Source organism: Nocardia sp. XZ_19_369, from assembly GCF_015355715.1.
Lineage (GTDB): Bacteria > Actinomycetota > Actinomycetes > Mycobacteriales > Mycobacteriaceae > Nocardia.
The window spans coordinates 769,600-796,450 of record NZ_JACVED010000002.1; the positions used below are offsets into that span (position 1 = coordinate 769,600).

Below are 26,851 nucleotides of genomic sequence, written 5' to 3' on the forward strand. Positions count from 1 at the left end.
TTGCGAATACATTCTTCGGCCGGAAGGGAGTCAGGGAGGCCCGGCCCACTGGACCGAGCCTCCCGTACCGGAGCGAACTACTTCTTGTCCGCGACCAACCCATACTCCTCGAGCATGACCCCGATCTCGGTCGACTCCAGCTTCTTCATCAACTTCTTCCGCAACACGTCCGGCCCGGGGATATGCAGCTCGTCCCCGTCACGTAGTCGGCTCGTCGCGGCCAGCAGCTTGCGCACGTCATAGGTCGAGTTGTAGACCTCCGGCACGCCGCGCTCGATCCCGAGCAGCTGATACGACGCCTCCATCGCGGTGCGCACCGAGTATTCGGTGGTGAAAATGCAATCGCGGGTCGACTCGGCGAACTGACCGATGAACGCGAAGTTCACCGACCCCTTCGGCACCACGTCCGGACGGTCACCGGCTTGGCGCGGCATGAAGAACGCCGTCACATACGGCATCATCACCGGCACACATTTCGCCGAATTCGCGGCCAGCTCACCGATTTCGGCTTCCGGCACACCCATGTGGTAGAGCCATTCCTGGGTGATTTCCTCACCGGTGCATTCGCTCATCGGCTTCTTGACGTAATCGCCGGGCACATCCACGAACAGCGAGTAGACCCAAACCACGATCTGATCCTTGGGCTGCTGCTTGAAATGCGGCTGCCGGTTCACCGTCCAGCTCATCAACCAGCTCGAGTCCTTCACGGTGACGATGCCGCCGGTGACGACCTTCCCGCTGAACGGATCACGCTTACAGATCTTCTGGATATACCCGGGGATACGCTCATCGAGCGTGGTGACCGTCGCCGACTCCCACTTGGTCTCCGGAATATGCCCGCCGAACACATCGGGGTGCCCGAACGAGGGGTCCTTGGCCGCGATCCGCCGCCACAGATCCCACGCCGGTGCCGGACCGTCGAGCAGTTTCGCCGGCGTGTGATGATCGCCGTCATTGGAGTTCTCGGTGAGCGAACCGATCGTGGTGAACACCAGATCGTTCTCGCCCAGCTCGACGCTGCCCTCGGTGCCCTCCGAGACCCAGTGAATCTTGGTGGCCTGCTTGCGTTCCCGGGTCAGATGGAAGTCGATGTCGGTGATCTCGGTATCGAACCGGAACGTCACGCCCTGATCGAGCAGCCACCGATACAGCGGCAAAACCAGCGACTCGTACTGGTTGTATTTGGTGAACTTCAACGCCGAGAAATCGGGCAGACCGCCGATGTGGTGGATGAAGCGATGCAGATACAACTTCATCTCCAGCGCGCTGTGCCACTCTTCGAAGGCGAACATGGTGCGCCAGTACAGCCAGAAGTTGCTCTGCAAGAAGTCCTCGCCGAAGACCTCGTCGATGCGTTTGTTCTCCATCTCCTCCGGCGCGGCGAGGAACACCTTGATCATGTCCTTCTGCGCCTTGTTGCTCAGCGTGAACAAGCCGTCGGTGTGTGCGTCCTGACCGCGTTTCTCGGTGGCGCGCTGCAACGAGGAGTTGGGGTCGTCCTTGTTCAGCCAATAGAACTCGTCCAGGACACTGGCCCCGTCGATCTCCATCGAGGGCACCGACCGGAACAGATCCCACAGGCATTCGAAATGGTTCTCCATCTCGCGGCCGCCGCGGATCACGAAACCCTTCTTCGGCTCCTTGATGCCGTCGAGCGCGCCACCGGGCAGCTTCAACCGCTCGAACACGGTGATCTTGTCACCCGACATCTGACCGTCGCGGATGAGGAATGCCGCACCCGACAGCGAGGCCAGCCCCGCTCCGACGAACCACGCCGTCTTGTCCTGCACACCCTCGGGCTTGCGCGGTCGGGCAAAGGCCTCGTAGTTGCCGCTGCTGTAGTACATGTGACCCCTCTCCTGAAATTGGTTCGGAATTACTTGCCGCGCAAGCGTTTACGAGTACTTGTAGAAACCCTCACCGCTGGACTTGCCGAGCTTGCCCTTGTCGATGTAGTTCTCCTTGAGCCACGCCGCGAGCTTCTTACCGTCGTCGTCGCTGTTGACCAAGATGTTGTACGGGGTGTTGAGGCCGATGACGTCGATCATCTGGAACGGGCCGAACGGTGCACCGGTGGCGATCCGCCAGGTCTTGTCGACCGCTTCGGGCTCGGCGTAGCCGCCCGCGCTCAGCGTCATCGCGGAATTCAACAGCGGCACCAGCAGCGAGTTGACCACGTAACCGGCCTTCTCCTTGTGCAACTCGATCGGCACCATGCCGATCGCCTCGGCGAACTCGGCCACCGCGCGGAACACCTCCGGATCGGTGTCCTTGGTGCCCATCACCTCGGCGGTGTTGTAGCGCCACACGTCGTTGGCGAAATGCAGTGCGAGGAACCGATCGGGACGCCCGGTGGAATCCTTGAGATCGCTGGGCAGCAAGGTCGAGGAGTTGGTGGCGAAAATGGTCCGGTGCGGGGCCAATTCGCTGAGCTTCTGGTAGGTCTCCTGCTTGATCTTCACCACCTCGGGCACCGCCTCGATGATCAGGTCGGCGTCCTTGACGGCCTCGGCCAGATCGGTGGTCAAAACAATGGAATCCGCGGCCTTTTCGGCTTTGCCGTCACCGGCGCCGTCGACCTCGTCGCGGTAGATCGACACCAGTTTGGCGAAACGCTCGTTCGCCGCTTTCAACGCGTCGTCGTTGATGTCGTAGGCCGTGACCTCGAATCCGCTGAACGCGGTCTGGAATGCGATCTGCGAACCGAGGACCCCGGTACCGAGAACGGTCACCTTACGGATGCTCATAGTGTTCTCCTTCCTGCCGGAGGCGAGGTTCGCCCCTCGACGTCCACTCACTCGACCGAGGCGAAGAAACCCGCCACGATCTGGGCTATCTGGTCATGCAGGTCACCGGTCGCGTCGCGGCCGGGATGCGCGCCGGTCGACGGCCGGGCCAGGATGAGGTGCAGCACAGCGAATACGCTGCGTCCCGCTAGCAATGCGCGGGCGAACAGTTCTTTCGCGTCGGCCTCGCGGGCTGTCACACCTGCGGTGAGCCGTTCGGCGATCATCGCCTCCAGCCGGGCGACCAAGCCGAGACCTTCCGCGCGGTACTGCTCGGTGGGTGCGCCGAACAGCAACTCACGCTGATACGCCACTGTGTTCTCGACGCGGAGATTTGCGGCTTCCAGAATCGGGCGCACCATGGCCTGCACCGCCCGCGCCGCATCGCCTTCCGTGCGCGACGCCTGTTCGCCCAGCTCGAGTGCTGTACGGAACTCCTCGTTGTAGACCATCAGCAGCAGCTCGCCCTTGGACGACGCGTACCGGAACAACGTGCCCGCCGCCACGTCCGCGCGATCGGAGATCTGCTGAGTGGTGACACTGTCGAAACCACGCTCGGCGAACAACGCGGCCGCGGCCTCGAAAATGCGCGACTGCTTGTCCCGCATGTTGCGCACCCGGCGGCCGGTGTGCGCCGCTTCCGGCGTGGTCATCACCACAACACCTCCAATAATGAGTGAACTCATTTCTGAGCGTACTCCGAGTTATCCAACGGTCAACCCCTGGACTCCTGCCGAGGTACCCACTCACCCACCGATCACCGCTTAGCCCGCGTAAGGAAATTGCGCACCTTGCCCGAGTGCGGTTTTCCCTCCGCGGTGGCGGGGCGTGCCGTCAGGGTTCGCGATGGGCGGTCTCGGAGTGCCCGCTGAGGGCCAGCCACGGGTGGTGCCCTCCGAATGTCGTGCGGTGAGTCGATTCCCCGGCGCATCGTCACTGCGGTGCGGTCGGCGACCGAACGCACCGCCCATTCGACGGTGCGTCGCCGTGCGGGTCTAGCGCGTCGCCGTGCGGTCTCCGGAAGCCGCGCCGCGCCCAGTCGGTGCAGGCCCGCTTTGTAGAAGCGGCCAGCTCTGGACGAGGCCGCCGATCCGACGGTGATGGTGGCACCCGCGGCCGAGAACTGCGCATCTGTGCGGCGGAGAGGTTTTCGCCGACGTCGACGATCCCTGAGACCAGGGCCGTCCTGCCCGGAATCGCGCGCTGCGGCACACGGCAGCAGTTCACCGGCGAGGCCGGTGTGGAATTAGGCGTGGTCGGCATCTGTGGTCGCGCGTCGTAGCTCTACGGCGACGCCGGGGCCAATGCCCGGTAGTAGACACATCCGGCTCCCTCGGGCTGACTACCGCGCATCGGCGTAGCCGTCGGACGAGTTCGCCGAGCTGCGGCCGCGGCTGGTGTGGGATCGGGACGCGGGCACGCTCACCGGCCGCCCTCGTGGCGCACAGCAGGACGCCCCGCATCAGCCGCCCGGCCTGCAGCGCGATGACCGCACCGATGCCCCGTGCCGCACCGTCACCACGGCGATCCTGTCGGTGAAACGGCGTAGACATATGCCGCCCATTCGGAGGGCTACTGCTGCGTCGGTGCGGCATGCGTGAATTGCCGTGCCGCGCAAGGTTTCGCCAGTCGGGTGCAGCTCACCACCTGAATACGCAGCGCGTATACTAGATCCCTTGGGGCCGTTCACAATTGGGGGCCGACCGGGGTTGTGCAATGCGACGATTATCGCGCAGTCCGCCCAGCCGGCCGCCGCGACGCCGATACCGTGAAACAAGGCCATTCCGGACTCCGAGCACAGGGGGTCGCGATGTCGAACGAGGATCGTGCTCTCGCGGGTGTCGATCGCCGGGAATTCCTCACGCGGATGGCCTGGTTCATGGCCTGCGCGGGCGCGGGAGTACTGGCGCCGGGCATCATCACACCCACGGTGGCGCGTGCGAACCCGTTCGCCGCCGTCGACTCCGTGGTGCTCGATACCTTGCGCGGGGTTTGCGTGATGGTGTTCCCCGGACCGGACGAATGGTCCCGCGTGCAGGGCACCCCGCGGCCCGGGCCGGGTCCGATCGAGGTCGGGGGTGGTGAGTTCCTGCGCGGGCTGTTCGACAACTATTTGGCCGCAGGCGATCAGCTGACCAGACCGCTGGCCCTGGGTTTCGCCCAGGCGTTGGACGAGCTCGGCATACCGGCACCCCAACTGCTGGGTGTCACTCCCGAGCACGGCTGGCGCATCGATCAGGCGCTGGGCTACCGCTACTCCGATCGCGTGCTGCCGCTGTCGGTTCTGCTCACGCTGGCGCTGAACTTCGGTGCGTTGCTCGTCGCACCCGCCACCCTGGTCGGCCCGCTCGGGTCCCCGTTCGCCCGGCTGAGCCTGCACGACAAATGCCGTGTCCTCGAGCTGCTCGAACGCCCGATCCCTGCCCTGGTCTCGATCGTCGACCGCGCCTTGCCCGGACCGTTGCGCGGCACGGGCACCGGATTCCTGCGCTTCGCAGGCGGACTCATCCTCGAAGCCGCCGCCTTCAGCGTCTACTCCGAAATGGAGATGTTCGACCCGGTCACGCGCACCGTGTCCGCGCGGCCACCGTCGTGGGAGATCACGGGGTATCGCCCGGACGGGTTGGTCGAGGGACATCCCGAACTGATCGGTTACTACCAAGGGCGCAGGGAGGTACCGGCGGATGCGTGATGTCATCGTGATCGGCGCGGGCGGCGGCGGCCCGGTGATCGCTGCCGAGCTGGCCGGGCGGGGGCTCGATGTGCTGCTGCTGGAAGGCGGCCCGCGCCACGCCGCACCCCGCTTGCAGTGGTCGCACGCGGAGAACGACGCCAACAACCCCAACGACGGTTTCCTGCGCTTCGGCCCGCAGGATCGCCGGAAACCGGGGTGGTTCCGGGAGTGGGCGTCGAACCTCTACGCCTGGCAACTGTCCGGGGTCGGTGGCACCACCGTCCACTATTTCGGCAATTGCCCACGCCCGTATCCCGGTGTCTTCCAAGGGTATTCAGGTCCAGACGCCGCAGCCTACGATCGCGAACACGAATTCCCGTTCAGCTACGCCGAATTCGTGCCCTACCTGGAGTGGGTTGAGGCGACCCTGCCGGTGCAGACCGCGGCGATGGGCACCAAGGAAGCGCTCACCTTCCGCGGCTGCGAAAACGCCGGACTCTCCGTACAGACCTCACGCAACACCACCGGCATCGCATTCCGGCCCCAGCAGAACGCGATCCTCCAACCAGGCGGCAACGCCGGACGCGCCGACCGCGCCGATCTGCTCACCTACCCCGCCGCGACCGGCTGCACATTCTGCGGCCACTGCTTCCAAGGCTGCTACGAACCAATCCACGCGCCCCGCAACCTCGTCGCCAAACGCTCCACCGACAACAGCTACATACCGCTCGGTCTGGCTGCGGACTCGGTACGCCCCGGGGGCAAACCGGTCGAGTTGATCGCGGATTCCTTCGCCACCGCGATCAACTCCCAACACCGCGGCAGCGAAGTAGTGGCGACTGGGGTGACCTGGCGCAACAACACGACCGGCGAACAGTTCACCGAAGACGCCACCGCGGTGGTACTGGCCGGCGGCGCGACCGAAAGCCCACGGCTGTGGTTCAACAGCGGCCTGCCGAACCCCAACGACTGGGTAGGCCGCGGCCACACCGACCACTTCCTCGACTGGGTCGTCGGCGCCTTCGACGAATACACCGGCAACTCCACAGGCGCCAACTCTGCCGCCCGCATCGACTTCCCCGGCCACGGCGGCATCGAGAACGTCGGCCTGACCCCCGCCATCCAAGCCTTCTCGATGTGCCTGTCCGACAGCGGAGTTCGCGGCGTCTACGACAACGGACGCGGCCCGACCGGCCCCTGGGACGGACGCGCGGGCCGCCTGGTCGGCAATGAACTCCTCGACCTTCTCGCCGGCGGCATCGACCACCTGCTGAACTTCCTGGTCATCACCGACGACCACGTCGAACCCGGCAACCGGATCACCCCGTCACTGTTCCCCGCCGACGAGAACGGCGCACCCGCCAAAGTCGACGTCTCCCGCCGGCAACGCAAACCACAAACCCTCGCCAACCGCGAGTTCATGGCATGGCGCGCCGCCGAGATCATGCGCGCCGCCGGCGCCAAACAGGTCTACCGCATGGACTGGGCGCCACTGCTTCTGCACGTGCACTCCTCGATGCGCATGGGCACCTCCGCCGCGAACTCGGTCCTCGACGCCAACGCCGAAGCCCGCTGGGTCGAACGCCTCTTCATCGCCGACAACTCCGCCCTCCCCAACTCCCTCGGCGGTCCCAACCCCACCCTGTCCACCCAGGCCCTGGCCACCCGCACTGCGGAAAAACTGTTCCAGCTCTACTTCGGTGGCGATCCCTGGGTAGACAAGGAAGCACCCATCATCACCACCGACCCCCGCATCACCACCCGCCTGGCACAACTGGGTTTGTAACCGAACACATCCCACGGACCCAACCCGAGCCCGGCCCGCACCATCGCAGCCATCGAAAACCCGTACCCCGTCGACGAACGGCAGGAGTAGCAGGACCAGCACGATCGACATCGGATACAACCACAACCCGCATACAACGCGAACCGCCACCATGTCCCGCCAGCAGTGCCGCTTCATGATCAACGGGACACAGCGGCGGGCACTTCTCGCACTTTGCCGCCCCTATGTCCCGTTGATCACGCGCACACCCTTTTCCTAGCCCGTACACCCGCTATGGAGGGTGTGCACCTTGGGAAAAGGGTGTGCATTTACTGCCGGACCGCGTCCACACCCCGCCCATGCCACAACCTTCAGCCGTCCCACTCACCCAAGAATCTCGAAAACAGCACCACAGCCAGTCCTCACCCCGGAACCCACACCCTGCCCATCCCAAGCCGCGGAAGAGAAAGCCGGGAACCCCACCCAACGCGCCCAGCACTATCCGGGCATCCCACGAACCGTCACCAACCGTGTAACAGCACACCCGAGGAGTCTTGTCAGCACACAATCCTGGACAAGCGCACCGAGAATCCTCGCAAACGCGCGCCTATCCAGGACGTACATCCAAAGACTCCCGAGGTGACCAGCCCAGTGAGCTGAAGACCTCCCCAGGTTTTTCCGTGAGTAGTGCCGGGCACGACGCCTGCCGTACCCGGCCTACCTCCGCAGTCAGTCACGCGTGGTGCAAGTTCCAGCGTGGTCATCTGGCTGTGGTTGCGTTCCGGGAGTTAGGAAGAGACCTACGCCTCCTTGTACTTCCGCAGGTACTGCCCCGTCAGCGAGGTCGGGTGGTTCAGTAGCTCGGCAGGGGTGCCGGTGAACACCACTTCACCACCTGCCTTGCCGCCATCAGGACCCAGGTCGATCACCCAGTCCGAATGCGCCACCACATCAAGGTTGTGTTCGATCACGACCACTGTGTTCCCGCGTTCCACCAGACCGTCGAGCAGCGCGAGCAGGGTGTCCACGTCGGACATGTGCAGGCCGGTGGTGGGTTCGTCGAGCACATAGATCGAGCCGGTGTTCTGCAACTGGGTGGCGAGTTTGATCCGCTGACGTTCACCACCGGACAGGGTGCTCATGGCCTGGCCGAGGCTCAGATAGTCCAGCCCGACCTCGTTCATGGTGCGCAATTTGGCATTCAGTGCCTTCTCCTGGAAGAACACCAGCGCCTCTTCCGCGGTCAGTTCCAGCACGTCGGCGATCGACTTGCCGCGCAAGGTGAGTGCGAGCACGTCGTCGGAGAAGCGGCGGCCGTCGCAGGCATCGCAATGGGTGGTCACCGGATCCATGTAGGCGATCTCCGTGATGATCGCCCCGCGACCCTCGCACTGCTTGCACGCTCCGGCGGAGTTGAAGCTGAACAGCCCCGGCGATTCCCCGGTCGCCTTGGCGAACAGTTTGCGAATCGGATCCATCAACCCCAGGTAGGTCGCGGGCGTCGACCGCGAGGACGCGGCGATGGCCGACTGGTCGACGAAGATCGCCTCGGGATGTTCGACCACGAACACATCCCGGATCAGGCTGCTCTTACCGGACCCGGCCACCCCGGTGATCGAAGTCAGGATGCCGGTGGGGATTCCGACGGTCACATCCTTGAGGTTGTGCAGGTCGGCGTGCTCGATCAGCAACTCACCGGTGGCAACCCGGAAGGCGTCCTTCACGCTGAACGGTCTGCGCAGTCCGGCGCCGGTCGGAGTGTCGGCGGCCCGCAGTTCGGCGAAGCTGCCCTCGAACACCACCTGCCCGCCGTGCAGACCCGCGCGCGGCCCGACATCGACGATGTGGTCGGCGATCTGGATGACGTCGGGGTCGTGCTCGACCACCAGCACCGTGTTGCCCTTGTCCCGCAACGCCTTCAGCAAGTCGTTCAACCGGCCGACGTCACGCGGATGCAGCCCGACGCTCGGTTCGTCGAAAATGTAGGTCATCCCGATCAACGTGCTCGACAGATGCTTGATCATCTTCAGCCGCTGCCCCTCACCGCCGGACAGCGTCGAGGTCGGGCGGTCCAGGCTCAGATAACCCAGCCCGATGTCGGCGACCCGCTGCAGCGAGGTCCGGATGGCGGCGGCCAACCCGACCGCGGCCGGGACGGTGATCTCGTCGAGCAGCACCATCAAGTCGGTGATCTGCAAGCCGGCCCAGTCGGCGATATTGCGGCCGTTGATCTTCGTGGCCAGCGCCGCCGCGTTGAGCCGGGCACCGTGACAGGTCGGGCAGATCCCCTCGGTGAGGAACTGGCGCATCTGCTCGCGGGTCTTCTCACTCAACGTGGAGGTGTCGCGTTGCAGCCTGGTGCGGGTGAACTTGGTGGCGATGCCCTCGTAGTTCGCTTTCCAGGTGCCTTTGGCGAAGGTCAGTTCCACCTTGCCGCCGGAGCCGTGCAGCAGATCCTCGAACTCCTCGGCGGTGTACTCGGCGAGCTTCTTGTCCGGATCGAAGCGGCCCGAATTGCCGTAGAGCTGCCATTCCCCGCCGCCGACCCCGTAGCCGGGCAACAAGATCGCACCCTCGTTGAGCGACTTGGTTCGATCCAGCAGCCGATCCGGATCCGCGCGCACCGTGATGCCGAGGCCGTCGCAGTCCGGGCACATGCCCTGGGGCACGTTGAACGAGTAGTTGTAGACGAAACCCGCTGAGGGCGAACCGAATCGGGCGAACATGGCCCGCACCATCGAGAAGATGTCGGTCATCGTGCCGACTGTCGAGCGCGGGCCGCCGCCGACCGGCTGCTGATCGATGATCACCGGCGCGGTCAGGTTCTCCATCGCCTCGGCGTGCGGGCGTTCATAGCGGGGCAAGAAGTTCAGGATGAACGCCGGGAAGGTGGCGTAGAGCTGGCGCTGCGACTCCACCGCGATCGTGTCGAACACGATCGAGGACTTGCCGGACCCGGACACTCCGGTGAACACGGTGATCTTGTTCTTGGGGATTTCCAGCGACACGTCGCGCAGATTGTGCTCGCTGGCTCCCACGACCCTGATGACATCGGCGGAAACAGCGGATTCGGCAAAAGGCATACCGACACCTTGCCACCAGGTACCGACATTTTGTGCGGTGAATTGTGACGCAGATCACACTAAATTTTTGCTCCGCCCCCTACCCTCGTGGCGTGCGTGACGATCCCTACTGGAACCACAACACCCACTACCACCGCTGGCTGCTCGCGCAGCTCCCCGCCGACGCCCGCACCGCGCTCGACATCGGTTGCGGCGACGGCCTTCTCGCCACCAAGATCGCCCGCCGCGGTCTCACCGTGCACGGCGTCGATGTCGATCCCGCCATCCTCGCCACGGTGCCGCCCACCCCGAACCTCACTGTCGACAAGGCCGACTTCCTCGATCTCCCAGGAACTTTCGACTTCGTCACCGCCGTCGCGAGCCTGCACCACGTCCCGCTGAAAGACGGACTCACCGCCCTGCGCCGACTCGTCACTCCCGGCGGCACCCTCGCAGTCGTCGGCCTCTGGAAGTTCGCCCTGCGCACCGACTTCCCGTACCTGGCGCTGCTCCCGGCCATCGTGGCCTTCGACGCCCTGCATCGCCCGAAACGCGCCGACCCCGACGCCGCGATGCGCGACCCAGAGGACACCTATCGCGAGATCCGCGCCGCCGCCACCGAAATCCTGCCCGGCGCCCGGATCCGCCGCCGCCCGCTGCTGCGCTACACCCTGCTCTGGCGCAAACCCGCCTAGCCCACCCGACAGCATCGGCCCACCCAGCGCGAGATCGAGCGCGGCCACCTCGTCTGGCGCAAGAAACCGCCTGCGACAGCGCGCGACCCCTCGTTATCGATACTCCGCCGCGATACAGTCGTGGTATGCCATCGTCTCGGGAGCCGAAAACGCGGAAGGTCACCGTCACGCTGCCCGAAGAACTCGTCGCGACGCTCGAGAGCTGGCGCGCGAGTGGCCGGATCGAATCGGTGTCGGCGTTCGTGTCCGAGGCGGTCCAGGGTCGGATCAGCCGGGCGCAGTCGCTGGCCAAGCTCGAACAAGTCCTCGGTGGCCGCCCGCCCCTGGATCTGATCAATCGTGCCCGCGCCGTGCAGGGTCTACCGCCGTTATCCGAGGAGGAGGCTGGCAGTCCGCACGCCGGCGCCGCGTGATCTCCGCGGCCCTGGGCGGTGTCGTCTTCGACACCGCCGCCGTCATCGGGTTCGCCAACCAAGCCAACTACGCCCAAGCCGTTGTGTGGGCGACCGTGAACGCGGGCAACACCATCGTCGTGCCCGCCACCGTCCTCGGGGTGGCCCGCGCCCACATCCCCGCCGACCGGCTCGACATCCTCGCGGCGCTGCTCGAACTGCCACACACCATCGTCCCGGTCTTCGATCGCGCCGCCGCCGAACACCTCGGTGCCGCGCTCGAAGGCAGCTCCAACGCCGAAGCCCTGCTGCCCGCAGGCCACGCCACCCACGAGGCCATCGCCCGCGACTGGCCCTGCCTCACCGCCCGCCCGAAAAAGCTGCGCCAACTCGACTCCCGCGTCATCATCGACCCGCTGCCCTGACCCGGCCTAACCACTGCGACCGGGGTGTGGCATGGCGCGGACCGCGTTGCAGCAGCAGGCTGGTGTGGTGGGCGCTGCATGCGCCATCGTGCTCGCCCTGGTGATGATGGGGCGCGCATGGCGGCGGCGTGGCGCGGACCGCCTTCTCGCAGCAGGCCGGGTTGTGGGCGCTGCATGCGTCATCGCGGTCGTCCCGGTGATGATGGGCGCGCATCCTGATGGTGCACATCCAGCCCACGCCCGGCCAAGCTCGGCGGTGATCACCTAGCCGCTACCGCCCGCGCCCAACCCGCCACGCGCACTGCGCCTAACCGTCCGGCCCACACGCACACTTTTTGATTTCCCGCAGACGGAATCGCATGCGATTCGGTATGCGCCACATCAAAAAGTGTGCGGAATTGCGTCGGGCCACTCCAGCATTCACAGTCCACGAAGTATGACCTAGGCCACTCGGCCACATCTGAAAGGTGCCATTCTCTCGGCGGTTTCCGCTGGTGCCTCGAGTACGGATCGGTGCGTCCTTGCGTAATCACCGCTGAATCAGCAACGGTCGGACGAGTGGCCGCCCAGCGGACCGGTCGTGTCCGTCGGACTGCGAGGGCAGCCACACGCCGGGCTGACGCAATGCCGGTTCGGCACCGGTGTCGCTCCCAAAAGGGATGTCGGGACCGGGCTGAAGTTGCGAGTTTTCTGATGCAGAGAGAAGTTCATCCGAAGAGATTGGGAATCGCTATGCGCACACTGTTCACCACAACCACCATCGCCAGCGCGCTGATCACCGGAGCCGTGATCACCGGTGCCGGAGCGGCCGGAGCCACCCCGCCGCCGCCCTCGCCGCAATGCGCGATCGTCAGCTATCCCCTGGTCTTGCTGATCGAGGCCACCGGAGGCACCGCCAGTCCCCTGCTGCCGCTGGCCAATTCCATCCAGGCCGCAGTCTGCCCATAGCCCGCCGGTACCGAGGGTTCGGCCGACACCGGCCCGCGCCGGTGAGCAGCCCGGAGGGGCATGCCCAGATCCGGCACGTCCACCTAGCATGTTCGTCGACGCGGGCGGGACTGTCTTCGACATTGATGGTCCACTCGCAGTTACCTATTCGACCGCGCCGACCGACACCGGCTGCCATTTCTGCCACTCGACGAGCCGGGTCAGGTACTCCTCCGAGATGACCGGGTAATCCGTGCCCAGAATGATCCGAAACGGAGGCTCGTCGGCATCGACGACTTGCAGAATCGCCGATGCCGTCGAGGCCGGGCTCGCCGGTTGTATCCCTGCCAGGATCGACGCCAACGCCGAGCGGGCGTGCTGGTAGTGGGGCCGGGCGGCTCAGCGCAGCAGCTCGATCACCGGCGCGAACTGCTCCATGCTGTGCTCGAGCACGGTGATATAGCTGAAGCCGTAGCGATCACGGTGTGCGCGGACCCGCTCGGCGATCTCCTCGGGTGTGCCGATCAACAGCGTCGGCAGGTCTTCGGGGTGGTCGGCCACATCATCGGGCAGCGCGGGACCGAACAACTCCAGTACCGCGGCACGTTCCTCCGGTGGTACCACCCGCTGGATCAGGATATTGAACTCCACGCTGTCGGCGCGCTTGCCGAGCAGGCCACGCACATACTCGACCTTCTCGCCCATCTCGCCGATCCCGGCCAGGTGCAGCGGCCCGCCGTTCTCCGTCGCCGACGCGCCCGGGAACGCGATGATGTCGGCATGCTCGGCGGCCAGGCGCAGGAGCCGGTTACCCCAGCCCGCGAGCAGCAGCGGCGGGCCGGACGGCTGAGCGGGACGTGGCTGATATTCGGGGTCGGAGAACAGGGTGCGCAGCGTGGTGACCGTGCGCGCCAAGTGGTCGACGCGCTTGCCGCCGCTCTCGAAAGGGATACCCGCAGCTTCGAATTCGGCCTGCACATAGCCCGCGCCCAGGCCGATCTCCACCCGCCCGTCGGTCAGCTGGTCGGCACCGGCGATGTCGCGGGCCAGCAGCACCGGGTTGTAGAACGGGGCGTTGAGCACGAAGGTGTTCAGCCGCACCCGCTCGGTCGCCTCGGCGGCCAGGATCATCGACGGGAACGGCGCGGGGCACCCCAGATGATCGGCTACCCCGATCACGTCGTAACCCAGTTCCTCGGCCCTGCGGCACTTTTCGATCCAGTAACCCCGGGAGTCCGGCGCCACCATGTTGACACCGAACCGGAATGCACGCTGTGCGGTCACACCGTCCTGTCTACCAGCAGGCGGCGCGGGGCACAGCACACCCGGCCATCCCGGCGGCGGTCCCCGATCTGCCCTACAGTGGACGCCAGAGATTTGCTGCTCTCCCGCCGATGCTCCGCCACCTGATCCGAGAGGGGTAACCAGATGACTGAGTTAGATCCCGTGGTGCAGGAATTCGTGGACGCACTCAACGCCAACGACCAGGACCGGCTCTTCGCCGCGCTCACCGACGACGCGACCATGTCCGACGACGGCGTGGAACGCAATGTCCGGCAGTGGACCGACTCGGAAGTCTTCGGCGCCAACGGCCACATGCAGGTCGAGTCCATCGGCGACGGCGGCACCGAACTCGTCGCCGACTACACCAACTCCCGCTGGGGTTCCATGCGCACCAGCTGGCGCTTCACCGTTCGCGACGGCAAAGTAGCCCGCTTCGAAACCGGCCAAGCGTGACCGTGCGCCGAGATCCGCACTCTTTCTCGGGATCCGCACTGCCTAGGGGCGCCCGTAAGGGTCCTCGGTGCGGCCTTGCCTGCGCGGTACCGATCTTGACATCCTGAGCCTCGTGTTCGACGCGCCCCGTTACGGAACGGGCTCCCTGGCTGATGTGTTCCCTTCGCTGCTGGCCGGATTCGGGGTGCCCGGCGAGACCGATCGGCTCGGGCTGGGCATTACCGCAGACCGGGTGTGCGTGCTGCTCATCGACGGGCTCGGCGCGCACGCACTGGCGGCCAACTCCGCTGCGGCACCGTTCCTGTCGAGCCTGGCCTCGACCACGCTGACCGCAGGCTTCCCGAGCACCACCGCCACCAGTCTCAGCTCACTGGGCGTCGGCGTGCCACCCGGCGAACACGGCATCGTCGGCTACCTGCTGCGGGCGCCCGGCCAGGACCGCCTCGTCAACGCACTGCGCTGGCAGCTGCACGGCGACGGTCAACGAGTCGACCTGCTCCGCGAGCTGGTGCCCGAGCAATTCCAGCCCACCGCAACAGTATTCGAACGCGCCGCGGCTCACGGGATCACCGTCACCCAGGTCGCCCCGAACTACCAGAACGGTTCCGGACTGACCCGGGCATCGCTGCGCGGCTGCGAGTTCCGCCCCAACTTCTCGATCGGCGACCTGATCGACGGCATCGGTACCGCGATCCGCGCGGGTAGCCGCTCCCTGGTGTACGCCTACCACGCCGATCTCGACACCACCGGGCACGTACGCGGACCGTCCTCGGAAGCCTGGCTGCTCGAACTCGCCCACGTCGACCGCCTCGCCGCCGAGATCGCCGAACGATTGCCAACCGGGGCCGCGCTGCTCGTCACCGCCGACCACGGCATGGTCGAACTCGACGAACGCATCGACTTCGACAACCACACCGAACTACGCACCGGCGTACAGCAATTGGGCGGGGAACCCCGTGCACGCCACGTCTACACCGAACCCGGCGCCACCCCTGACGTCGCCGCCGCCTGGCACGACATCCTCGGCGCCGACTTCGCCATACTGTCGCGCGCCGAAGCCATCGACCGCGGCTGGTTCGGCCCCGTCGTCGCCCCGCATATCGCCGACCGCATCGGTGACCTCGTGGTCGCCGCCCGCGGCACCGGCGGCATCATCCGCAGCGGCGCCGAGCCGATCCAATCGATCATGCTCGGCCACCACGGTTCGCTCACTCCCGCCGAACTCGACGTCCCTCTTCTCACGTTCCGCTCCTGAACGGAAGATGGTCGGGGATCAACCCCAGGCGCCACCGGCGCGCCACCCATCCGCATCGCCCACGCTCGGTTCGCAATCCACGCGGTGACAGCACTGCGCTGCTGCCCTTGCCGAACGAGAGACCGCAAGGGGCTGGTAGGACTGCCGACGGCATCGCGCTCGGCGTAGCCCGGGCAGGGAACCAGCTGAGCTTCTGCTCCTGGCCGAAAGCTCATGAGGGCTGGCGTGGCAACATCCCGTTGCTGGCCGTCCGCGGGACCACCAGGACTGGTGGTGGCACCGCGCTGCTGGCCTGATCGCGTCATGTCGCTCCGTACTTCCCCCTGACACCAGAACACGAGAATCCGGCGGCACCCCGCGAACCCTGCCCCCACCACGCGACCCGCCGAACCGAGGCCGCGACACGCGGAAGGTCGGTGGCTCTAGGCTGGACGCGATCACGCGGACGGCCGCGCGACGAAGCATCCAGGAGGAGCACATGAACGCCACGCTGTCACGGACCGGACGGACCGGCCTCGCGATCGCGGCGATCGCGCTGATGCTCGCCGGCTGCACCGACGTCCAGCGCGCCCTCAACCGCGGCGGCGACACTCCGTGCAACGAGTACGTCAAGCAGAACCAGGACGAAAAGCGCATGACGATCACCAAATTCGTCAAGCAGCAGACCAATGACGAGCGCGAACCCGCGGGCACCGTGGTCGACGCGACCATGGTCTCGGTCGACCTGCTGTGCGGCGGCCAGCGCAACGCCGAAACCCCCATCAAGAACGCCGACGTCGCAGGCATTTTCATCAACAAGTGACCCATCCGGCAGTCGATGCAACACCGCATCGACTGCGTGGCGCCTACCCCTGCCGCCCAGGCAACGCGACATCCGCACTGGCTCTCGGGATCCGCACCCAGATCGGACGCCCCTAAACGGTGCGAATCCCGAGAGTCAGTGCGAATCCGCAGAGCCAGTGCGGATCCCGAGAATCAGTGCGGATCTCCAGCACTAGTGTGGATCCCGCTCAGGGGGCCGGGTGCGCGGCCAGCCAGTCGTTCGCACGCTTGCGCGATGCCCGCGACAACCACGCATCCTGAACGACCTCGGACAACTCCCGATAGGTCAGCTCACCGATTCGACTGCCGCGCACCAGCACCGACGGATGACCGTCGAAATGCCCGGTAGTGAAGAACGGCGACCGCGAATCCTGCACCAGCGCCTGCTTATCCGACTCCGACGGCACCCAGAACACGATCACATCGCTGTACCGTTCCCCGGTCTCGGCATCGAACGCATCCGGACGTGGCGTGCGAAAGAACACGAAAGACTTCCCGCCGACCTGATACACCGCGTTGCCCTTGGGCCCGTCGACCCGTGTCACATACGGCATGGCCGACGCGAGTTCGTGCACGTCGGCGACCCGGGCCCGCCGCGAAACGGTAGCCATCCCAGCAGCATAACGACGCACCCTGTCATCGCCACGCATGCCAGCGCATACAGTTCGCGGCGAATGCGGCAAACACACCCGCCACGCCGAGGCGACACGGCCCCAACGAATGGGGACCGTTCGGTTTGCCGTCAATCCCTCCCGTTCCGGTCGTGCGTACGCCAGAATGAGAGAGCGAATGTGAGCTCACACGACGATGGGGTTTCCCAAGGTGGCACAGTTCCGCACCCTGACCCAGCAGCGGGCCGAACTGGAGAAGGAATGGGAGCGCTGGGCTACGGCTCCGAGTATCGCCACGCCCCCGCCCCGAACGACCTTGCTACGCACCGACGTCGCCCGCTCCTGGCAACGCTCGCTGCACAGCGTCGACCCGTCGGTCACCGTCGCGCCCGGCCTCGACGATATCAGCGACACCTGGGCGCGCTCGCCGCTGCGCAACCCGATCACCGAACTGTCGACTGACCTGCGCGGCATTACCGAGGACGCGGGCTATCTGGCCGTGGTCACCGACGCCGACGGCACCATCATGTGGTCCTGCGGCGACCGCACCCTGCGCAGGCAGGCCGAGAATGTGAACTTCGCCCCCGGCGGTTGCTGGGACGAATCCCATATGGGCACCAACGGACTCTCCCTCGCACTGCACGACGACCGCGCCTGCTCGGTGTTCTCCGCCGAACATCTCGTCGCCGCCCTGCACGGCTGGGTCTGCTACTCCGCACCCATCCACGCCCCCGACGGCAGCCAGGTCGGCGTGCTCGACCTGTCCAGCTCCTGGGACCGCTCACATCCCGCCGTGATGACCTCGGTGCGGGCGCTGGTCACCGCCGTGGAAACCATGCTGCGCGTAGCCGAACCCGCACCGACCCCGGGCGTGCGCCTCGAATGTCTGGGCACCGCACGGCTGATCCGCGACGGCAGGCCCGTCCCGCTGCCGCCGCGCCAGCTCGAGATCCTGGCCCTGCTCGCCCTCGAACCCGACGGCTTCACCCCCGAGCAACTGCACGCCGCCGTCTACGGCGACCGTGCCGTGTCCACCAGCACCCTCAAAGCCGATGTCTCGCACCTGCGCCGCGCCACCGGCGGCGAAATCACCAACCGCCGCTACCTGTTGACCGGACCGGTCGCCTGCGATGCGGTGGACTTGCTGGCCGCCGTCGCCGCCGGGGACACCACCTCGGCGGTGTGGCTGTACCGCGGCCCGCTGCTGCCCGGCTCGGACACCCCCGGCGTGGTGCAGTGGCGCGCGTATCTCGAGGTGGGCGTGCGCAATGCGGTGCTGGCCAGCGATCGCGCCGAACACGCGGTGGCCTTCGGTGAACGCGCGCCCGGCGATATCGAGGTGCACGAGCACGCCCTGCGGCTGCTGCCCCTCGATGACGTGCGCCGCGCCGTGGTCGCTGCCCGGTTGCACACCGCGCTGCACAGCTGAACCCCTCGTGCGCGAGGTTGACCTGCGCACACCAACCTCGTACCAACCTTCACCGGTCATAGTGGCCCTCTCAGAGTGATTCTGTGAGGAGCGAGTGTCATGATCTATGCCAGACCGGGGTCCGACTCCGGCATCGTCAGCTTCGCCACCCGCTATGACAACTTCATCGACGGCGACTGGGCCCCGCCCATCGAGGGCCGCTACTTCGACAACGCCTCGCCGGTGGACGGCGAAACATTCTGCGCGGTGGCCCGTTCCAGCGCGGCAGACATCGACCTGGCCCTCGAGGCCGCGCATGCCGCCGCCGGCCGGTGGGGCGCCACCTCGCCCGCCCAGCGGGCCGTCATTCTCAACAAGATCGCCGACCGGATCGAGCGCAGCCTCGAACCCCTCGCCGTCGCCGAAACCTGGGACAACGGCAAACCGGTCCGCGAATCCCTCGCCGCCGACCTACCGTTGGCCGTCGACCACTTCCGCTACTTCGCCGGCGCGATCCGCGCCCAGGAGGGCCGGGTCGCCGAAATCGACAGCGACACCATCGCTTACCACTTCTACGAGCCGCTCGGCGTGATCGGCCAGATCATCCCGTGGAACTTCCCGATCCTGATGGCCGCGTGGAAGATCGCACCCGCCTTGGCCGCGGGTAACTGCGTGGTGCTCAAGCCCGCCGAGCAGACCCCGGCCTCGATCCTGCTCGTCATGGAGCTCATCGCGGATCTGCTGCCGCCGGGAGTGCTCAACGTGGTCAACGGTTTCGGGTTCGAGGCAGGCAAGCCGTTGGCGTGCAGCCCGCGGGTGGCGCAGCTGGCCTTCACCGGCGAGACCACCACCGGGCGGCTGATCATGCAGTACGCCAGCGAGAACATCGTCCCGGTCAGCCTCGAACTGGGCGGCAAGAGCCCCAATATCTTCCTGCCCGACATCATGGCCGCCGACGACGCGTTGCTGGACAAGGCGATCGAGGGTTTCGTGATGTTCGCGTTCAACCAGGGCGAGGTGTATGCCTGCCCGTCGCGCGCGCTGATCCACTCCTCGATCTACGACGAGTTCCTGGCCCGCTGTGTGGCCCGCACCGAGGCCATCGTCGGCGGCGACCCGCTCGATGACACCACCATGATCGGTGCCCAGACCACCGCCGAACAATGCGAAAAGATCCTGTCCTACATCGACATCGGCAGGCAGGAAGGCGCTCGCTTACTCACCGGAGGGGAAACACGCAAGGTCGACGGCCTGCCCGGCGGCTGCTACATCCAGCCCACCATCTTCGAGGGTGACAACACCATGCGGGTGTTCCGGGAGGAGATCTTCGGGCCGGTGGTCGCGGTGACGCGGTTCGACACCGTCGAGGAAGCGGTGCGCATCGCCAACGACACCCTCTACGGCCTGAGCGCCGGTGTGTGGACCCGCGACGGCAGCACCGCCTATCGGATGGGCCGCGCCATCAAAGCGGGCCGGGTCTGGACCAACTGCTACCACGCCCACCCGGCGCACGCCGCGTTCGGTGGCTACAAGAAATCCGGCATCGGCCGCGAGAACCACAAGATGATGCTGGATCACTATCAGCAGACCAAGAACCTACTGGTCAGCTACTCGCCGACGAAACTGGGGTTCTTCTGATGCAGCAATATCGAACCCATCGGATCGCCATCACCGAACGGGCCCGGACGGTGCTGCGGCAGTTGATCCAACACCACGGAGCCGTGCTGTTCCATCAATCCGACGACGACACCGCGCCGATGTGTTTCCCGGTGCGCGAGTTCCGGATCTGCGCCGCCGACGTGCTGCTCGGCCACCTGCCCTGGCACACCGAATTCTGGATGAGCGCCGACCAATACGAGGTGTGGAAACACACCCACCTGACCGTGGACGTGGTGGACGGGCGCGGCAGCGGCCTGTCGCTGGAGGCCCCGGACGGGGTGCGCTTCGTCATCCGGTCCCGGCTGCTCACCGATCAGGAAGCGGCGCTGTTGCCGCCGCCCCGCACCGGGGCCGATCGGCTGACCTAGAGACCACCGGGATGCTCCGAGCCCGCACTGTCGAACCGGACGATCGCGCGGGGCGGGCCAACCTCCGCACTCGCCGCGCGCGGGCGGACCGGCGCTCCTCGGAGAGAACCGGCGGCGGCGTCTGCCGGGTGGGCGCACGACCACCCGGCGGACGTCGACATCAGCGACCGGGCAGGAACCGCAGACTCCGCGCGACGGTCATCAGGAACCGCTGCCACTTGTCCTGCGAAACCAGCGGCGGCGCATCCAGATTCAGGAAACGGGTGACCACCACGGTCTGCGGTTCGGTGAACTTGAGCAGTCCGTCGGGGCCGTGCCTGCGCCCGACACCGGAGATCCCCATGCCACCCATCGGCGCGGCGGTGCTGCCCCACGCGGGGGCGTAGCCTTCGTCGACGCACACGGTGCCCGCGTGCAGTCGCGCGGCGATGCGCTCGCCCTCGGACTTGCTCGCCGCCCACACGCTGGCGTTGAGGCCGTATTCGGTGTCGTTGGCCAGGCGCACGGCCTCGTCCACGGTGTCGACCGGGTAGATCGAGACCAGCGGGCCGAAGGTCTCGTTGCGCCCGCACTCCATCTCGTCGGTCACCTCGGCGAGCACGGTCGGTTCGAAGAACAGCGGGCCCAGATCCGGGCGGGCCTTGCCGCCGGCGAGCACCTTCGCGCCCTTGGAGGTGGCGTCGGCGACGTGCTTGGTGACGGTCTCGAGCTGCGCCTCGGAGATCAGCGAACCGATATCGGCCGAATAGTCATAGGACGCACCGAGTTTCGCGGCCTTGACGGCGGCGACGAACTTCTCGGTGAACTCGTCGGCGATCGCGCGCTCGACATAGAGCCGTTCGATCGAGATGCACAGCTGCCCGGCGTTGGAGAAGCACGCGCGCACCGCGGCCTTGGCGACCTTGTCCAGGTTCGCGCCCTTGGCCACGATCATCGGGTTCTTGCCGCCGAGTTCGGCGGAGAAGCCGATGAGCCTGCGCCCGCACTGCTCGGCCAGCGTGCGCCCGGTCGCCGAGGAGCCGGTGAACATCAGGTAGTCGCAGCCCTCGACGATGGCGGTGCCGACCACGGTGCCCGGTCCGGGCACCACCGCGAGCAGATCACGCGGCAGGCCCGCGCGGTAGAGCAGCTCGGCGTTGGCCAGCGAGGAGAACGGGGTCTGGCTGTCGGGCTTGACGAGCACCGCGTTGCCCGCGATCAGCGCCGGGATGGAGTCGCCGATCGAGAGCAGCATCGGATAGTTCCACGGGGCGACCACACCGACGACACCCTTGGGCTGGGTGCGCACCGAGGTGCGGTTGAGCACCGGGAACGCGCCCGGCACGCTGTGCGGGCTCAACAGTTTCGCGGCGTTCTTGGCGAAATAACGGGCCGCGAAGATCAGGCCCATGATCTCTTCCTGCGCCGCCCAGCGCGCCTTGCCGGTCTCGGCCTGCACCACATCCATCAGGAACTCGCGGTGCTCCACGATCAGCGCCCGATACCGTTCCAGCACCGCGGCGCGGTCGGCGACCGAGCGTGCCGCCCAACGGGTCTGCGCGGTCCTGGCCTTCTCGAACGCCGCGGCCACGTCCTCGGCGGTGCCCACCGGCACACTGCCCAGCGGCTGACCGGTGAAGGTCTCGGCAATGGTCTTGCGCGAGCGGTCTTCCGGGCGGTCTATCGCGGCCAGCGCGCTCAGACGGTCGAAGACTGCGGCTTCGGGCGCGGGCATCGTTGCCTCCTACAGGTGTATATCGATGCGATCTTGTGTAACCGAGAGATACACACAATCTACGCCGGACACGGCCTAGTCAGAAGCCGTTGCCGTTCACATCGTGCCCGATCGTCGCCCATTCGGCCCGAAATGTCGCATATTCGCGGTCGGCGCGGCAAAGTCAATTCCAGTCCCACTCACCGGGACACAACGGACAAACGGTCCGTTTTGTGGTTTAGGTTGACCCGATGTTCAGAGCGAGGCTCGGGGTTCGTACGCGGATCCTGGCAATCGCGCTCATTCCGAGCTTGACTCTGCTTGTAGTCGGCGTGGGCGCAGCGGGGTACCTGGTAGCCGAAGGCACAACGGCCCGAGAGTGGGCGGTGCAGAACCAGAAGGCGATCCCGCACACCAGGGAGTTGATGGAGGCGGTCCAGCAGGAACGCCGCCTGGCGCTGGCCCAGCTCGCCGGTGACGACACCGTGCCCCCCGCACTGGCCGCCGCGCGGATCCGCCTCGACGGCGCGATGCGCGGGCTGATCGAGATCTCGGCCGGGCTGCGCGCGGTCGACGACTCCAAGATCGGCGACGACGTCGCGGGCTTCAACACCCTGCTCAGCCAGATGACCCAGGTGCGAATGGCCACCGACGGCGGCCAGCTGCAACCCTCCGACGCCTACATGTTCTACAACCGGCTGCTCGACGTCATCTCCGTCGGCACCGAAATCGCCGAGCAGACCGCCCCCGACACCGAGATCGGCGTCGCGATCGCCGACGGCATGCGCTTCCTCAACGCCGCCGAGGCGATGGCCCGCAGCAACGCCCTCGGCGTCATGCTCGCCACCAACGACGGGCCCGCCGCCATTCCGATCGAGGAGTTCCTGCGCCAGGTCGGCTTCTACCACACCGAAATCGGTTACCTGGCCAGCGAACAAGGCGCCGCCAGCGCCCAGCACGAGCGGCTGCAGAAGCTCACCGGAAGCAACGCCTGGCAGCAGCTGTCGCTGATGGAAACCGCGCTCGCGCAACGCTATCTGACCGCGCAGGCCAACGCCGCGAACAGCTCGTCGAGCAGTTCGTCGAGCAGTTCGTCGAGCAGCAGCAGTTCCTCGAGCAGCACCAAACAGCTGCCGCTGCCGATGTCGACGATCGACTGGCAGAACGCCGCCGCCGAAGTGAACCGCACCCTGATCGATGTCTGGATCTCGCAGAACAAGCACGCCCAGGAACTGGCCGAGGACAAGGCCAACACCTCCGCCGCGAACTCGCTCTACGCCGGCGGCGGCGTGCTGGTGGTCAGCATCGCGGCCTTCCTGATCGCGCTGGTGCTGGCCAACCGCGTCATCCGCAGGCTCAAACGACTGCGCAGGCAGACCTTCGCCATGGCCGACGAGCGACTGCCCGAGACCATGCGCAGGCTCAACGAGGGCGAAATGATCGACCCCGCAGCCGAAACGCCGGTCCTGGACTTCGGCCACGACGAGATCGGCCAGGTCGCCAAGGCGTTCCAGCACGCACACGCCGCGGCCATCGGCGCCGCGGTCGCCGAGGCCCGCACCCGCGAGGGCGTCAAGGCGGTCTTCCTCAATATCGCCCATCGCAGCCAGATCGTGGTGCACCGCCAGCTCGAGATCCTCGACGAAGCCGAACGGCGCCAAGAGGATCCGGCGCTGCTCGACACCCTGTTCCGGCTCGACCACCTGGCCACCCGGGAACGCCGCAACGCCGAAAACCTCACCATCCTCGGCGGCGGCCAGCCCGGCAGGCAGTGGCGCAACCCGGTCCCGCTGATGGACCTGGTGCGCAGCTCGGTCGGCGAAACCCTGGACTACGCCAGGGTTCGGGTCTCGCGGCTGCCCGAGGTGCACGTCGTCGGCACCGTCGTCGCCGACCTCATCCACCTGCTCGCCGAACTCGTCGACAACGCCACCGCCTTCTCCCCGCCGCAGTCGCGCGTCGAGGTCAGCGGCAACGTGGTCGGCAAGGGCGTGGTCACCGAGATCAGCGACCAGGGCATGGGCATGTCCGAGTCCGAGCTCACCCGGCTCAACGACATGCTGCGCACCCCACCGGATTTCGGTGTCGCGGCGCTGTCGGCGGACTCGCGCCTCGGGTTGTTCGTGGTCGCCCAGCTCGCCGTGCGCCACGGTGTCACGGTGCGGCTCTCGGAATCCGATTACGGTGGCATCAAAGCGATCGTGCTCATCCCCTCGGCGCTGATCGTCACCGACTCGGTGCCCGCGCAGACCCCGGCCGAGCTCACCGACCCCGGCCGACGCCGGCGCATGACGGCGCCGGTGCCCGAGCCCGTCGAATCCGCCCAGCCCGCAACAGGTGCGGTCGCGACACTGGCGATCGAATCCCCGCCGCCCTACGGTCCACGCCCCCACCAGCCCCCCGCGCCGCGCCCCGACGGCGACGGCCGCCCCGCCCTGCCCCGCCGGAGCAGGCAAACCAACCTGGCCCCGCAACTGGCCGAACCCGCGCCCGAGCAGCCCGCCGCCCCGGCGCCGCCCGCCCGGTCCGCCGAACAAGCACGCGATCTGATGTCCGCCATCGAGAACGGGACCAGGCAGGGCCGACGCTCCGCCGGCGTCCCGGACGAACAGGAAGGTTAGGAGTGTCCGCTTCTCCTACAGGTGATCTCAATTGGTTGCTCGACGATCTCGTCGACCGGCTGGCCGGGGTACGCCACGCGGTGGTGCTGTCCACCGACGGACTGTTACTCGGCCGCTCCAGCGCGATGACCCGGGAGGACGCCGAACACTTCGGCGCGATGTCCTCGGCGCTCTACGGGCTCGCGCGCAGCGCGGGCAACCGATTCGACGGCGGCGGGGTCCGCCAGGCCGTCATCGAACTCGACCGGGCCGTGCTGTTCGTCACCTCCGCAGGTGACAACGCATGCCTTGCGCTGCAAGCGATCGAGTCCGCGAACCTGGGCATGGTGGCCTACGAAATGAACCTCACCGTGCAACGTGTCGGCACCTATCTGTCCACCACGCCACGGCGTGATCTCGTCGGACAGGGCGAGTCGAATCTGCCATGACGCACCCGCGTGAGCCCTGGTTCGACGAGGCGGCAGGCCCGCTGGTACGCCCCTACGCGGTCACCCGCGGGCGCACCAGCGCGGCCGGTCCCGAACTGGACATGCTCACGTCGGTGGTCACCGACGACTCGGCGAGCCCGCTGCGCCGAATGGAACCCGAATACGCCGATATCCTTCGGCTGTGCCGTGTTTCGCAATCGGTGGCCGAAGTGTCGGCACAGTTGCGTTTACCGCTCGCGGTGACGAAGATCCTCGTCGGCGACCTCATCGGCGACGGGCAACTCATATTCCGTGCTCCCGTACCGACGGAAGCCGGGCCCGAAGACCTCAACATATTGCGAGCGGTACTGGATGGAATCCGAAAACTTTGACCCCAGCGGCACGCCGCATTTGGCCGCCTCGGTCAAGATCCTCGTCGCCGGCGGCTTCGGCGTCGGCAAGACGACCATGGTCTCGGCGATCAGCGAGGTCGCGCCGCTGCGCACCGAAGAGCTGATCACCGAGGTCAGCACCGGCGTCGACGATCTGTCCGGCGTGGAATCGAAGACAACGACCACGGTCGCCCTGGACTTCGGCAGGCTCACCATCGACCGAGACCTGGTGCTGTATCTGTTCGGCACGCCGGGACAGGACCGCTTCTGGTTCCTCTGGGACGAACTGGCCCGCGGCGCCCTCGGCGCCGTCGTGCTGGCCGACACCCGCCGCCTCGGCAATTCCTTTGCCGCCGTGGACTTCTTCGAACGGCGCAGGCTGCCGTTCATCGTCGGGGTCAACTGCTTCGACGGGGCACCGGTCTACACCATCGACGAGGTGCGCGACGCGCTCGATCTCGACCCGAGCACGCCGGTGCTGCTGTGCGATGCCCGCGACCGCGGCTCGTGCAAGCTGGTCCTGATGACGTTGGTCGAGCACCTCATCGAACGGGTGCAGCCGTCGGCGGTCACCACCTGAGCGCCCGCCCCGGCCGTCGGAGCTGCCGGGGCGCAAGCCTTTTCGCGAGCTGATCAGACCTGGCTCAGCCAGGCGAGGAACAGCAGCACACCCAGGGCGCACAGCACTACCGTCACCGGTATCGGCCAGGGGGATCTCGCGCGGCCGAGCACCGCGCGAGCCAGTCGCACCTGTAGCGCGCCGAGTGCGGTCAGCAGTAGCAAACACACCGGCAGCAAGCCCAGGCCCAGCAGCGCGTGCACCGCCCACGCACCGGCCAATGTGGGCCCGCCCCAAGAGTTCCCGTAGTCGTCCGAGGCCACCAGCGGATAGAGCACGCCGCGCACCGCGGCGAGCACGGCGAGGAACGCCAGAAACCAGGTCACCAATCCCAGTGCACCACTGAGCACTCGGTGCACCGTGGCACGCACTGCCAAACGGTCACGGGGAGTGATGGGTTCGCCGAGCAGTCGCCGAGGAACGCGTAATCGTGGGGCGACCGGGCCGACCGCGAGGGGAAGCGCCCACAGGGCGTAAGCCGCCCCGCGCAGCCAGGCCGGGAACACACTCATAGAGCCGACCGTAGCGCCGTT

Annotated in this window: 26 protein-coding genes; 17 read left to right on the plus strand and 9 right to left on the minus strand. The window is 66.7% G+C overall.

Annotated elements, in window-relative coordinates:
* Positions 1-77: 77 nt before the first annotated feature.
* The 3 genes from IBX18_RS09500 to IBX18_RS09510 are packed head-to-tail and all read right to left on the minus strand — an operon-like array spanning position 78 to position 3,439.
* Positions 78-1,847 carry an oleate hydratase gene (locus IBX18_RS09500; RefSeq protein ID WP_194833337.1) on the minus strand — a complete coding sequence of 590 codons (1,770 nt, stop codon included), beginning with the start codon at positions 1,845-1,847 and terminating at the stop codon, positions 78-80.
* 48 nt (positions 1,848-1,895) lie between these two features.
* A complete protein-coding gene (locus IBX18_RS09505; RefSeq protein ID WP_194833338.1) occupies positions 1,896-2,747 on the minus strand; it encodes a 3-hydroxyacyl-CoA dehydrogenase in 852 nt (283 codons plus the stop codon).
* A 47-nt stretch (positions 2,748-2,794) separates the two neighbouring features.
* Entirely contained in the window at positions 2,795-3,439 is a 645-nt protein-coding gene (locus tag IBX18_RS09510) for a TetR/AcrR family transcriptional regulator (protein WP_228540623.1), read from the minus strand.
* A 1,157-nt stretch (positions 3,440-4,596) separates the two neighbouring features.
* Here IBX18_RS09510 and IBX18_RS09515 point away from each other — a divergent pair.
* Positions 4,597-5,478 (plus strand): hypothetical protein, encoded by an 882-nt coding sequence (locus tag IBX18_RS09515; RefSeq protein WP_194833339.1) that lies wholly within the window; start codon positions 4,597-4,599, stop codon positions 5,476-5,478.
* Positions 5,471-7,246, plus strand: a complete 1,776-nt coding sequence (locus IBX18_RS09520) for a GMC family oxidoreductase N-terminal domain-containing protein (RefSeq protein WP_194833340.1) — start codon at positions 5,471-5,473, stop codon at positions 7,244-7,246. The genes IBX18_RS09515 and IBX18_RS09520 overlap by 8 nt, the downstream gene beginning before the upstream one ends.
* A gap of 779 nt (positions 7,247-8,025) precedes the next feature.
* Here the strand turns inward: IBX18_RS09520 and IBX18_RS09525 are convergent.
* Positions 8,026-10,308, minus strand: coding sequence for an excinuclease ABC subunit UvrA (locus IBX18_RS09525; RefSeq protein ID WP_194833341.1), 2,283 nt, complete (start codon positions 10,306-10,308; stop codon positions 8,026-8,028).
* A 92-nt stretch (positions 10,309-10,400) separates the two neighbouring features.
* Between IBX18_RS09525 and IBX18_RS09530 the strand changes: the two genes are divergently transcribed.
* The 4 genes from IBX18_RS09530 (at position 10,401) to IBX18_RS09545 (ending at position 12,747) form a co-directional block, all read left to right on the plus strand.
* Complete coding sequence (locus IBX18_RS09530) at positions 10,401-10,982, plus strand: bifunctional 2-polyprenyl-6-hydroxyphenol methylase/3-demethylubiquinol 3-O-methyltransferase UbiG (RefSeq protein WP_194833342.1); 582 nt, start codon at positions 10,401-10,403, stop codon at positions 10,980-10,982.
* Between the two features lie 125 nt (positions 10,983-11,107).
* The gene (locus IBX18_RS09535) at positions 11,108-11,395 is read left to right on the plus strand and encodes a ribbon-helix-helix domain-containing protein (RefSeq protein WP_194833343.1); all 288 of its coding nucleotides are present in this window, start codon (positions 11,108-11,110) and stop codon (positions 11,393-11,395) included.
* Entirely contained in the window at positions 11,392-11,799 is a 408-nt protein-coding gene (locus IBX18_RS09540; RefSeq protein WP_194833344.1) for a hypothetical protein, read from the plus strand. The genes IBX18_RS09535 and IBX18_RS09540 overlap by 4 nt, the downstream gene beginning before the upstream one ends.
* Before the next feature lie 732 nt (positions 11,800-12,531).
* Complete coding sequence (locus IBX18_RS09545) at positions 12,532-12,747, plus strand: hypothetical protein (RefSeq protein WP_194833345.1); 216 nt, start codon at positions 12,532-12,534, stop codon at positions 12,745-12,747.
* Positions 12,748-12,891: 144 nt separating this feature from the next.
* On the opposite strand, the gene IBX18_RS09550 is transcribed toward IBX18_RS09545, so the two are convergent.
* Positions 12,892-13,089: a hypothetical protein gene (locus IBX18_RS09550; protein ID WP_194833346.1), complete on the minus strand. Its 198-nt coding sequence runs from the start codon at positions 13,087-13,089 to the stop codon at positions 12,892-12,894.
* Between the two features lie 36 nt (positions 13,090-13,125).
* On the minus strand, positions 13,126-14,010 hold the full coding sequence (locus tag IBX18_RS09555; protein WP_194833347.1) for an LLM class F420-dependent oxidoreductase: 885 nt from the start codon (positions 14,008-14,010) through the stop codon (positions 13,126-13,128).
* A 144-nt stretch (positions 14,011-14,154) separates the two neighbouring features.
* On the opposite strand from IBX18_RS09555, the gene IBX18_RS09560 reads away from it, so the two are divergent.
* From IBX18_RS09560 to IBX18_RS09575, 4 genes are all read left to right on the plus strand, one after another.
* Positions 14,155-14,463 (plus strand): nuclear transport factor 2 family protein, encoded by a 309-nt coding sequence (locus IBX18_RS09560; protein ID WP_194833348.1) that lies wholly within the window; start codon positions 14,155-14,157, stop codon positions 14,461-14,463.
* A 112-nt stretch (positions 14,464-14,575) separates the two neighbouring features.
* Positions 14,576-15,718 (plus strand): alkaline phosphatase family protein, encoded by a 1,143-nt coding sequence (locus IBX18_RS09565; RefSeq protein WP_194833349.1) that lies wholly within the window; start codon positions 14,576-14,578, stop codon positions 15,716-15,718.
* A gap of 107 nt (positions 15,719-15,825) precedes the next feature.
* Positions 15,826-16,014 carry a hypothetical protein gene (locus IBX18_RS09570; RefSeq protein WP_194833350.1) on the plus strand — a complete coding sequence of 63 codons (189 nt, stop codon included), beginning with the start codon at positions 15,826-15,828 and terminating at the stop codon, positions 16,012-16,014.
* A 182-nt stretch (positions 16,015-16,196) separates the two neighbouring features.
* Entirely contained in the window at positions 16,197-16,520 is a 324-nt protein-coding gene (locus tag IBX18_RS09575; protein ID WP_194833351.1) for a hypothetical protein, read from the plus strand.
* A 208-nt stretch (positions 16,521-16,728) separates the two neighbouring features.
* Here IBX18_RS09575 and IBX18_RS09580 read toward each other — a convergent pair whose 3' ends face one another.
* Positions 16,729-17,151 (minus strand): MmcQ/YjbR family DNA-binding protein, encoded by a 423-nt coding sequence (locus tag IBX18_RS09580; protein WP_194833352.1) that lies wholly within the window; start codon positions 17,149-17,151, stop codon positions 16,729-16,731.
* A gap of 196 nt (positions 17,152-17,347) precedes the next feature.
* Here IBX18_RS09580 and IBX18_RS09585 point away from each other — a divergent pair, with 196 nt between their 5' ends.
* The 3 genes from IBX18_RS09585 to IBX18_RS09595 all read left to right on the plus strand — a co-directional run bounded on the left by IBX18_RS09585 (position 17,348) and on the right by IBX18_RS09595 (position 20,586).
* Positions 17,348-18,580 (plus strand): transcriptional regulator, encoded by a 1,233-nt coding sequence (locus IBX18_RS09585; protein WP_194833353.1) that lies wholly within the window; start codon positions 17,348-17,350, stop codon positions 18,578-18,580.
* Positions 18,581-18,679: 99 nt separating this feature from the next.
* Positions 18,680-20,197 (plus strand): aldehyde dehydrogenase family protein, encoded by a 1,518-nt coding sequence (locus IBX18_RS09590; RefSeq protein WP_194833354.1) that lies wholly within the window; start codon positions 18,680-18,682, stop codon positions 20,195-20,197.
* A complete protein-coding gene (locus IBX18_RS09595; protein ID WP_194833355.1) occupies positions 20,197-20,586 on the plus strand; it encodes a DUF779 domain-containing protein in 390 nt (129 codons plus the stop codon). Before IBX18_RS09590 ends, IBX18_RS09595 begins: the two co-directional genes overlap by 1 nt.
* A gap of 160 nt (positions 20,587-20,746) precedes the next feature.
* Here the strand turns inward: IBX18_RS09595 and IBX18_RS09600 are convergent, their stop codons facing one another.
* Complete coding sequence (locus IBX18_RS09600) at positions 20,747-22,300, minus strand: succinic semialdehyde dehydrogenase (RefSeq protein WP_194833356.1); 1,554 nt, start codon at positions 22,298-22,300, stop codon at positions 20,747-20,749.
* Between the two features lie 230 nt (positions 22,301-22,530).
* Between IBX18_RS09600 and IBX18_RS09605 the strand changes: the two genes are divergently transcribed.
* The 4 genes from IBX18_RS09605 to IBX18_RS09620 are packed head-to-tail and all read left to right on the plus strand — an operon-like array spanning position 22,531 to position 26,279.
* Positions 22,531-24,900, plus strand: coding sequence for an ATP-binding protein (locus IBX18_RS09605; RefSeq protein ID WP_194833357.1), 2,370 nt, complete (start codon positions 22,531-22,533; stop codon positions 24,898-24,900).
* A 2-nt stretch (positions 24,901-24,902) separates the two neighbouring features.
* A complete protein-coding gene (locus IBX18_RS09610; RefSeq protein WP_107656670.1) occupies positions 24,903-25,328 on the plus strand; it encodes a roadblock/LC7 domain-containing protein in 426 nt (141 codons plus the stop codon).
* Positions 25,325-25,699 carry a DUF742 domain-containing protein gene (locus IBX18_RS09615; protein WP_194833358.1) on the plus strand — a complete coding sequence of 125 codons (375 nt, stop codon included), beginning with the start codon at positions 25,325-25,327 and terminating at the stop codon, positions 25,697-25,699. The genes IBX18_RS09610 and IBX18_RS09615 overlap by 4 nt, the downstream gene beginning before the upstream one ends.
* Complete coding sequence (locus IBX18_RS09620; protein ID WP_107656668.1) at positions 25,680-26,279, plus strand: ATP/GTP-binding protein; 600 nt, start codon at positions 25,680-25,682, stop codon at positions 26,277-26,279. The genes IBX18_RS09615 and IBX18_RS09620 overlap by 20 nt, the downstream gene beginning before the upstream one ends.
* 53 nt (positions 26,280-26,332) lie before the next feature.
* Here IBX18_RS09620 and IBX18_RS09625 read toward each other — a convergent pair whose 3' ends face one another.
* Positions 26,333-26,830, minus strand: a complete 498-nt coding sequence (locus tag IBX18_RS09625) for a hypothetical protein (RefSeq protein ID WP_194833359.1) — start codon at positions 26,828-26,830, stop codon at positions 26,333-26,335.
* Positions 26,831-26,851: the final 21 nt, after the last annotated feature.

Excerpts from the sequence above, each read along its gene's own strand:
- IBX18_RS09500 (WP_194833337.1), bottom strand. The coding sequence starts at position 1,847 with ATGTACTACAGCAGCGGCAACTACGAGGCCTTTGCCCGACCGCGCAAG.
- IBX18_RS09505 (WP_194833338.1), bottom strand. The coding sequence starts at position 2,747 with ATGAGCATCCGTAAGGTGACCGTTCTCGGTACCGGGGTCCTCGGTTCG.
- IBX18_RS09510 (WP_228540623.1), bottom strand. The coding sequence starts at position 3,439 with ATGACCACGCCGGAAGCGGCGCACACCGGCCGCCGGGTGCGCAACATG.
- IBX18_RS09515 (WP_194833339.1), top strand. The coding sequence starts at position 4,597 with ATGTCGAACGAGGATCGTGCTCTCGCGGGTGTCGATCGCCGGGAATTC.
- IBX18_RS09520 (WP_194833340.1), top strand. The coding sequence starts at position 5,471 with ATGCGTGATGTCATCGTGATCGGCGCGGGCGGCGGCGGCCCGGTGATC.
- IBX18_RS09525 (WP_194833341.1), bottom strand. The coding sequence starts at position 10,308 with ATGCCTTTTGCCGAATCCGCTGTTTCCGCCGATGTCATCAGGGTCGTG.
- IBX18_RS09535 (WP_194833343.1), top strand. The coding sequence starts at position 11,108 with ATGCCATCGTCTCGGGAGCCGAAAACGCGGAAGGTCACCGTCACGCTG.
- IBX18_RS09545 (WP_194833345.1), top strand. The coding sequence starts at position 12,532 with ATGCGCACACTGTTCACCACAACCACCATCGCCAGCGCGCTGATCACC.
- IBX18_RS09560 (WP_194833348.1), top strand. The coding sequence starts at position 14,155 with ATGACTGAGTTAGATCCCGTGGTGCAGGAATTCGTGGACGCACTCAAC.
- IBX18_RS09575 (WP_194833351.1), top strand. The coding sequence starts at position 16,197 with ATGAACGCCACGCTGTCACGGACCGGACGGACCGGCCTCGCGATCGCG.
- IBX18_RS09580 (WP_194833352.1), bottom strand. The coding sequence starts at position 17,151 with ATGGCTACCGTTTCGCGGCGGGCCCGGGTCGCCGACGTGCACGAACTC.
- IBX18_RS09585 (WP_194833353.1), top strand. The coding sequence starts at position 17,348 with ATGGGGTTTCCCAAGGTGGCACAGTTCCGCACCCTGACCCAGCAGCGG.
- IBX18_RS09590 (WP_194833354.1), top strand. The coding sequence starts at position 18,680 with ATGATCTATGCCAGACCGGGGTCCGACTCCGGCATCGTCAGCTTCGCC.
- IBX18_RS09595 (WP_194833355.1), top strand. The coding sequence starts at position 20,197 with ATGCAGCAATATCGAACCCATCGGATCGCCATCACCGAACGGGCCCGG.
- IBX18_RS09600 (WP_194833356.1), bottom strand. The coding sequence starts at position 22,300 with ATGCCCGCGCCCGAAGCCGCAGTCTTCGACCGTCTGAGCGCGCTGGCC.
- IBX18_RS09605 (WP_194833357.1), top strand. The coding sequence starts at position 22,531 with ATGTTCAGAGCGAGGCTCGGGGTTCGTACGCGGATCCTGGCAATCGCG.
- IBX18_RS09615 (WP_194833358.1), top strand. The coding sequence starts at position 25,325 with ATGACGCACCCGCGTGAGCCCTGGTTCGACGAGGCGGCAGGCCCGCTG.
- IBX18_RS09620 (WP_107656668.1), top strand. The coding sequence starts at position 25,680 with ATGGAATCCGAAAACTTTGACCCCAGCGGCACGCCGCATTTGGCCGCC.
- IBX18_RS09625 (WP_194833359.1), bottom strand. The coding sequence starts at position 26,830 with ATGAGTGTGTTCCCGGCCTGGCTGCGCGGGGCGGCTTACGCCCTGTGG.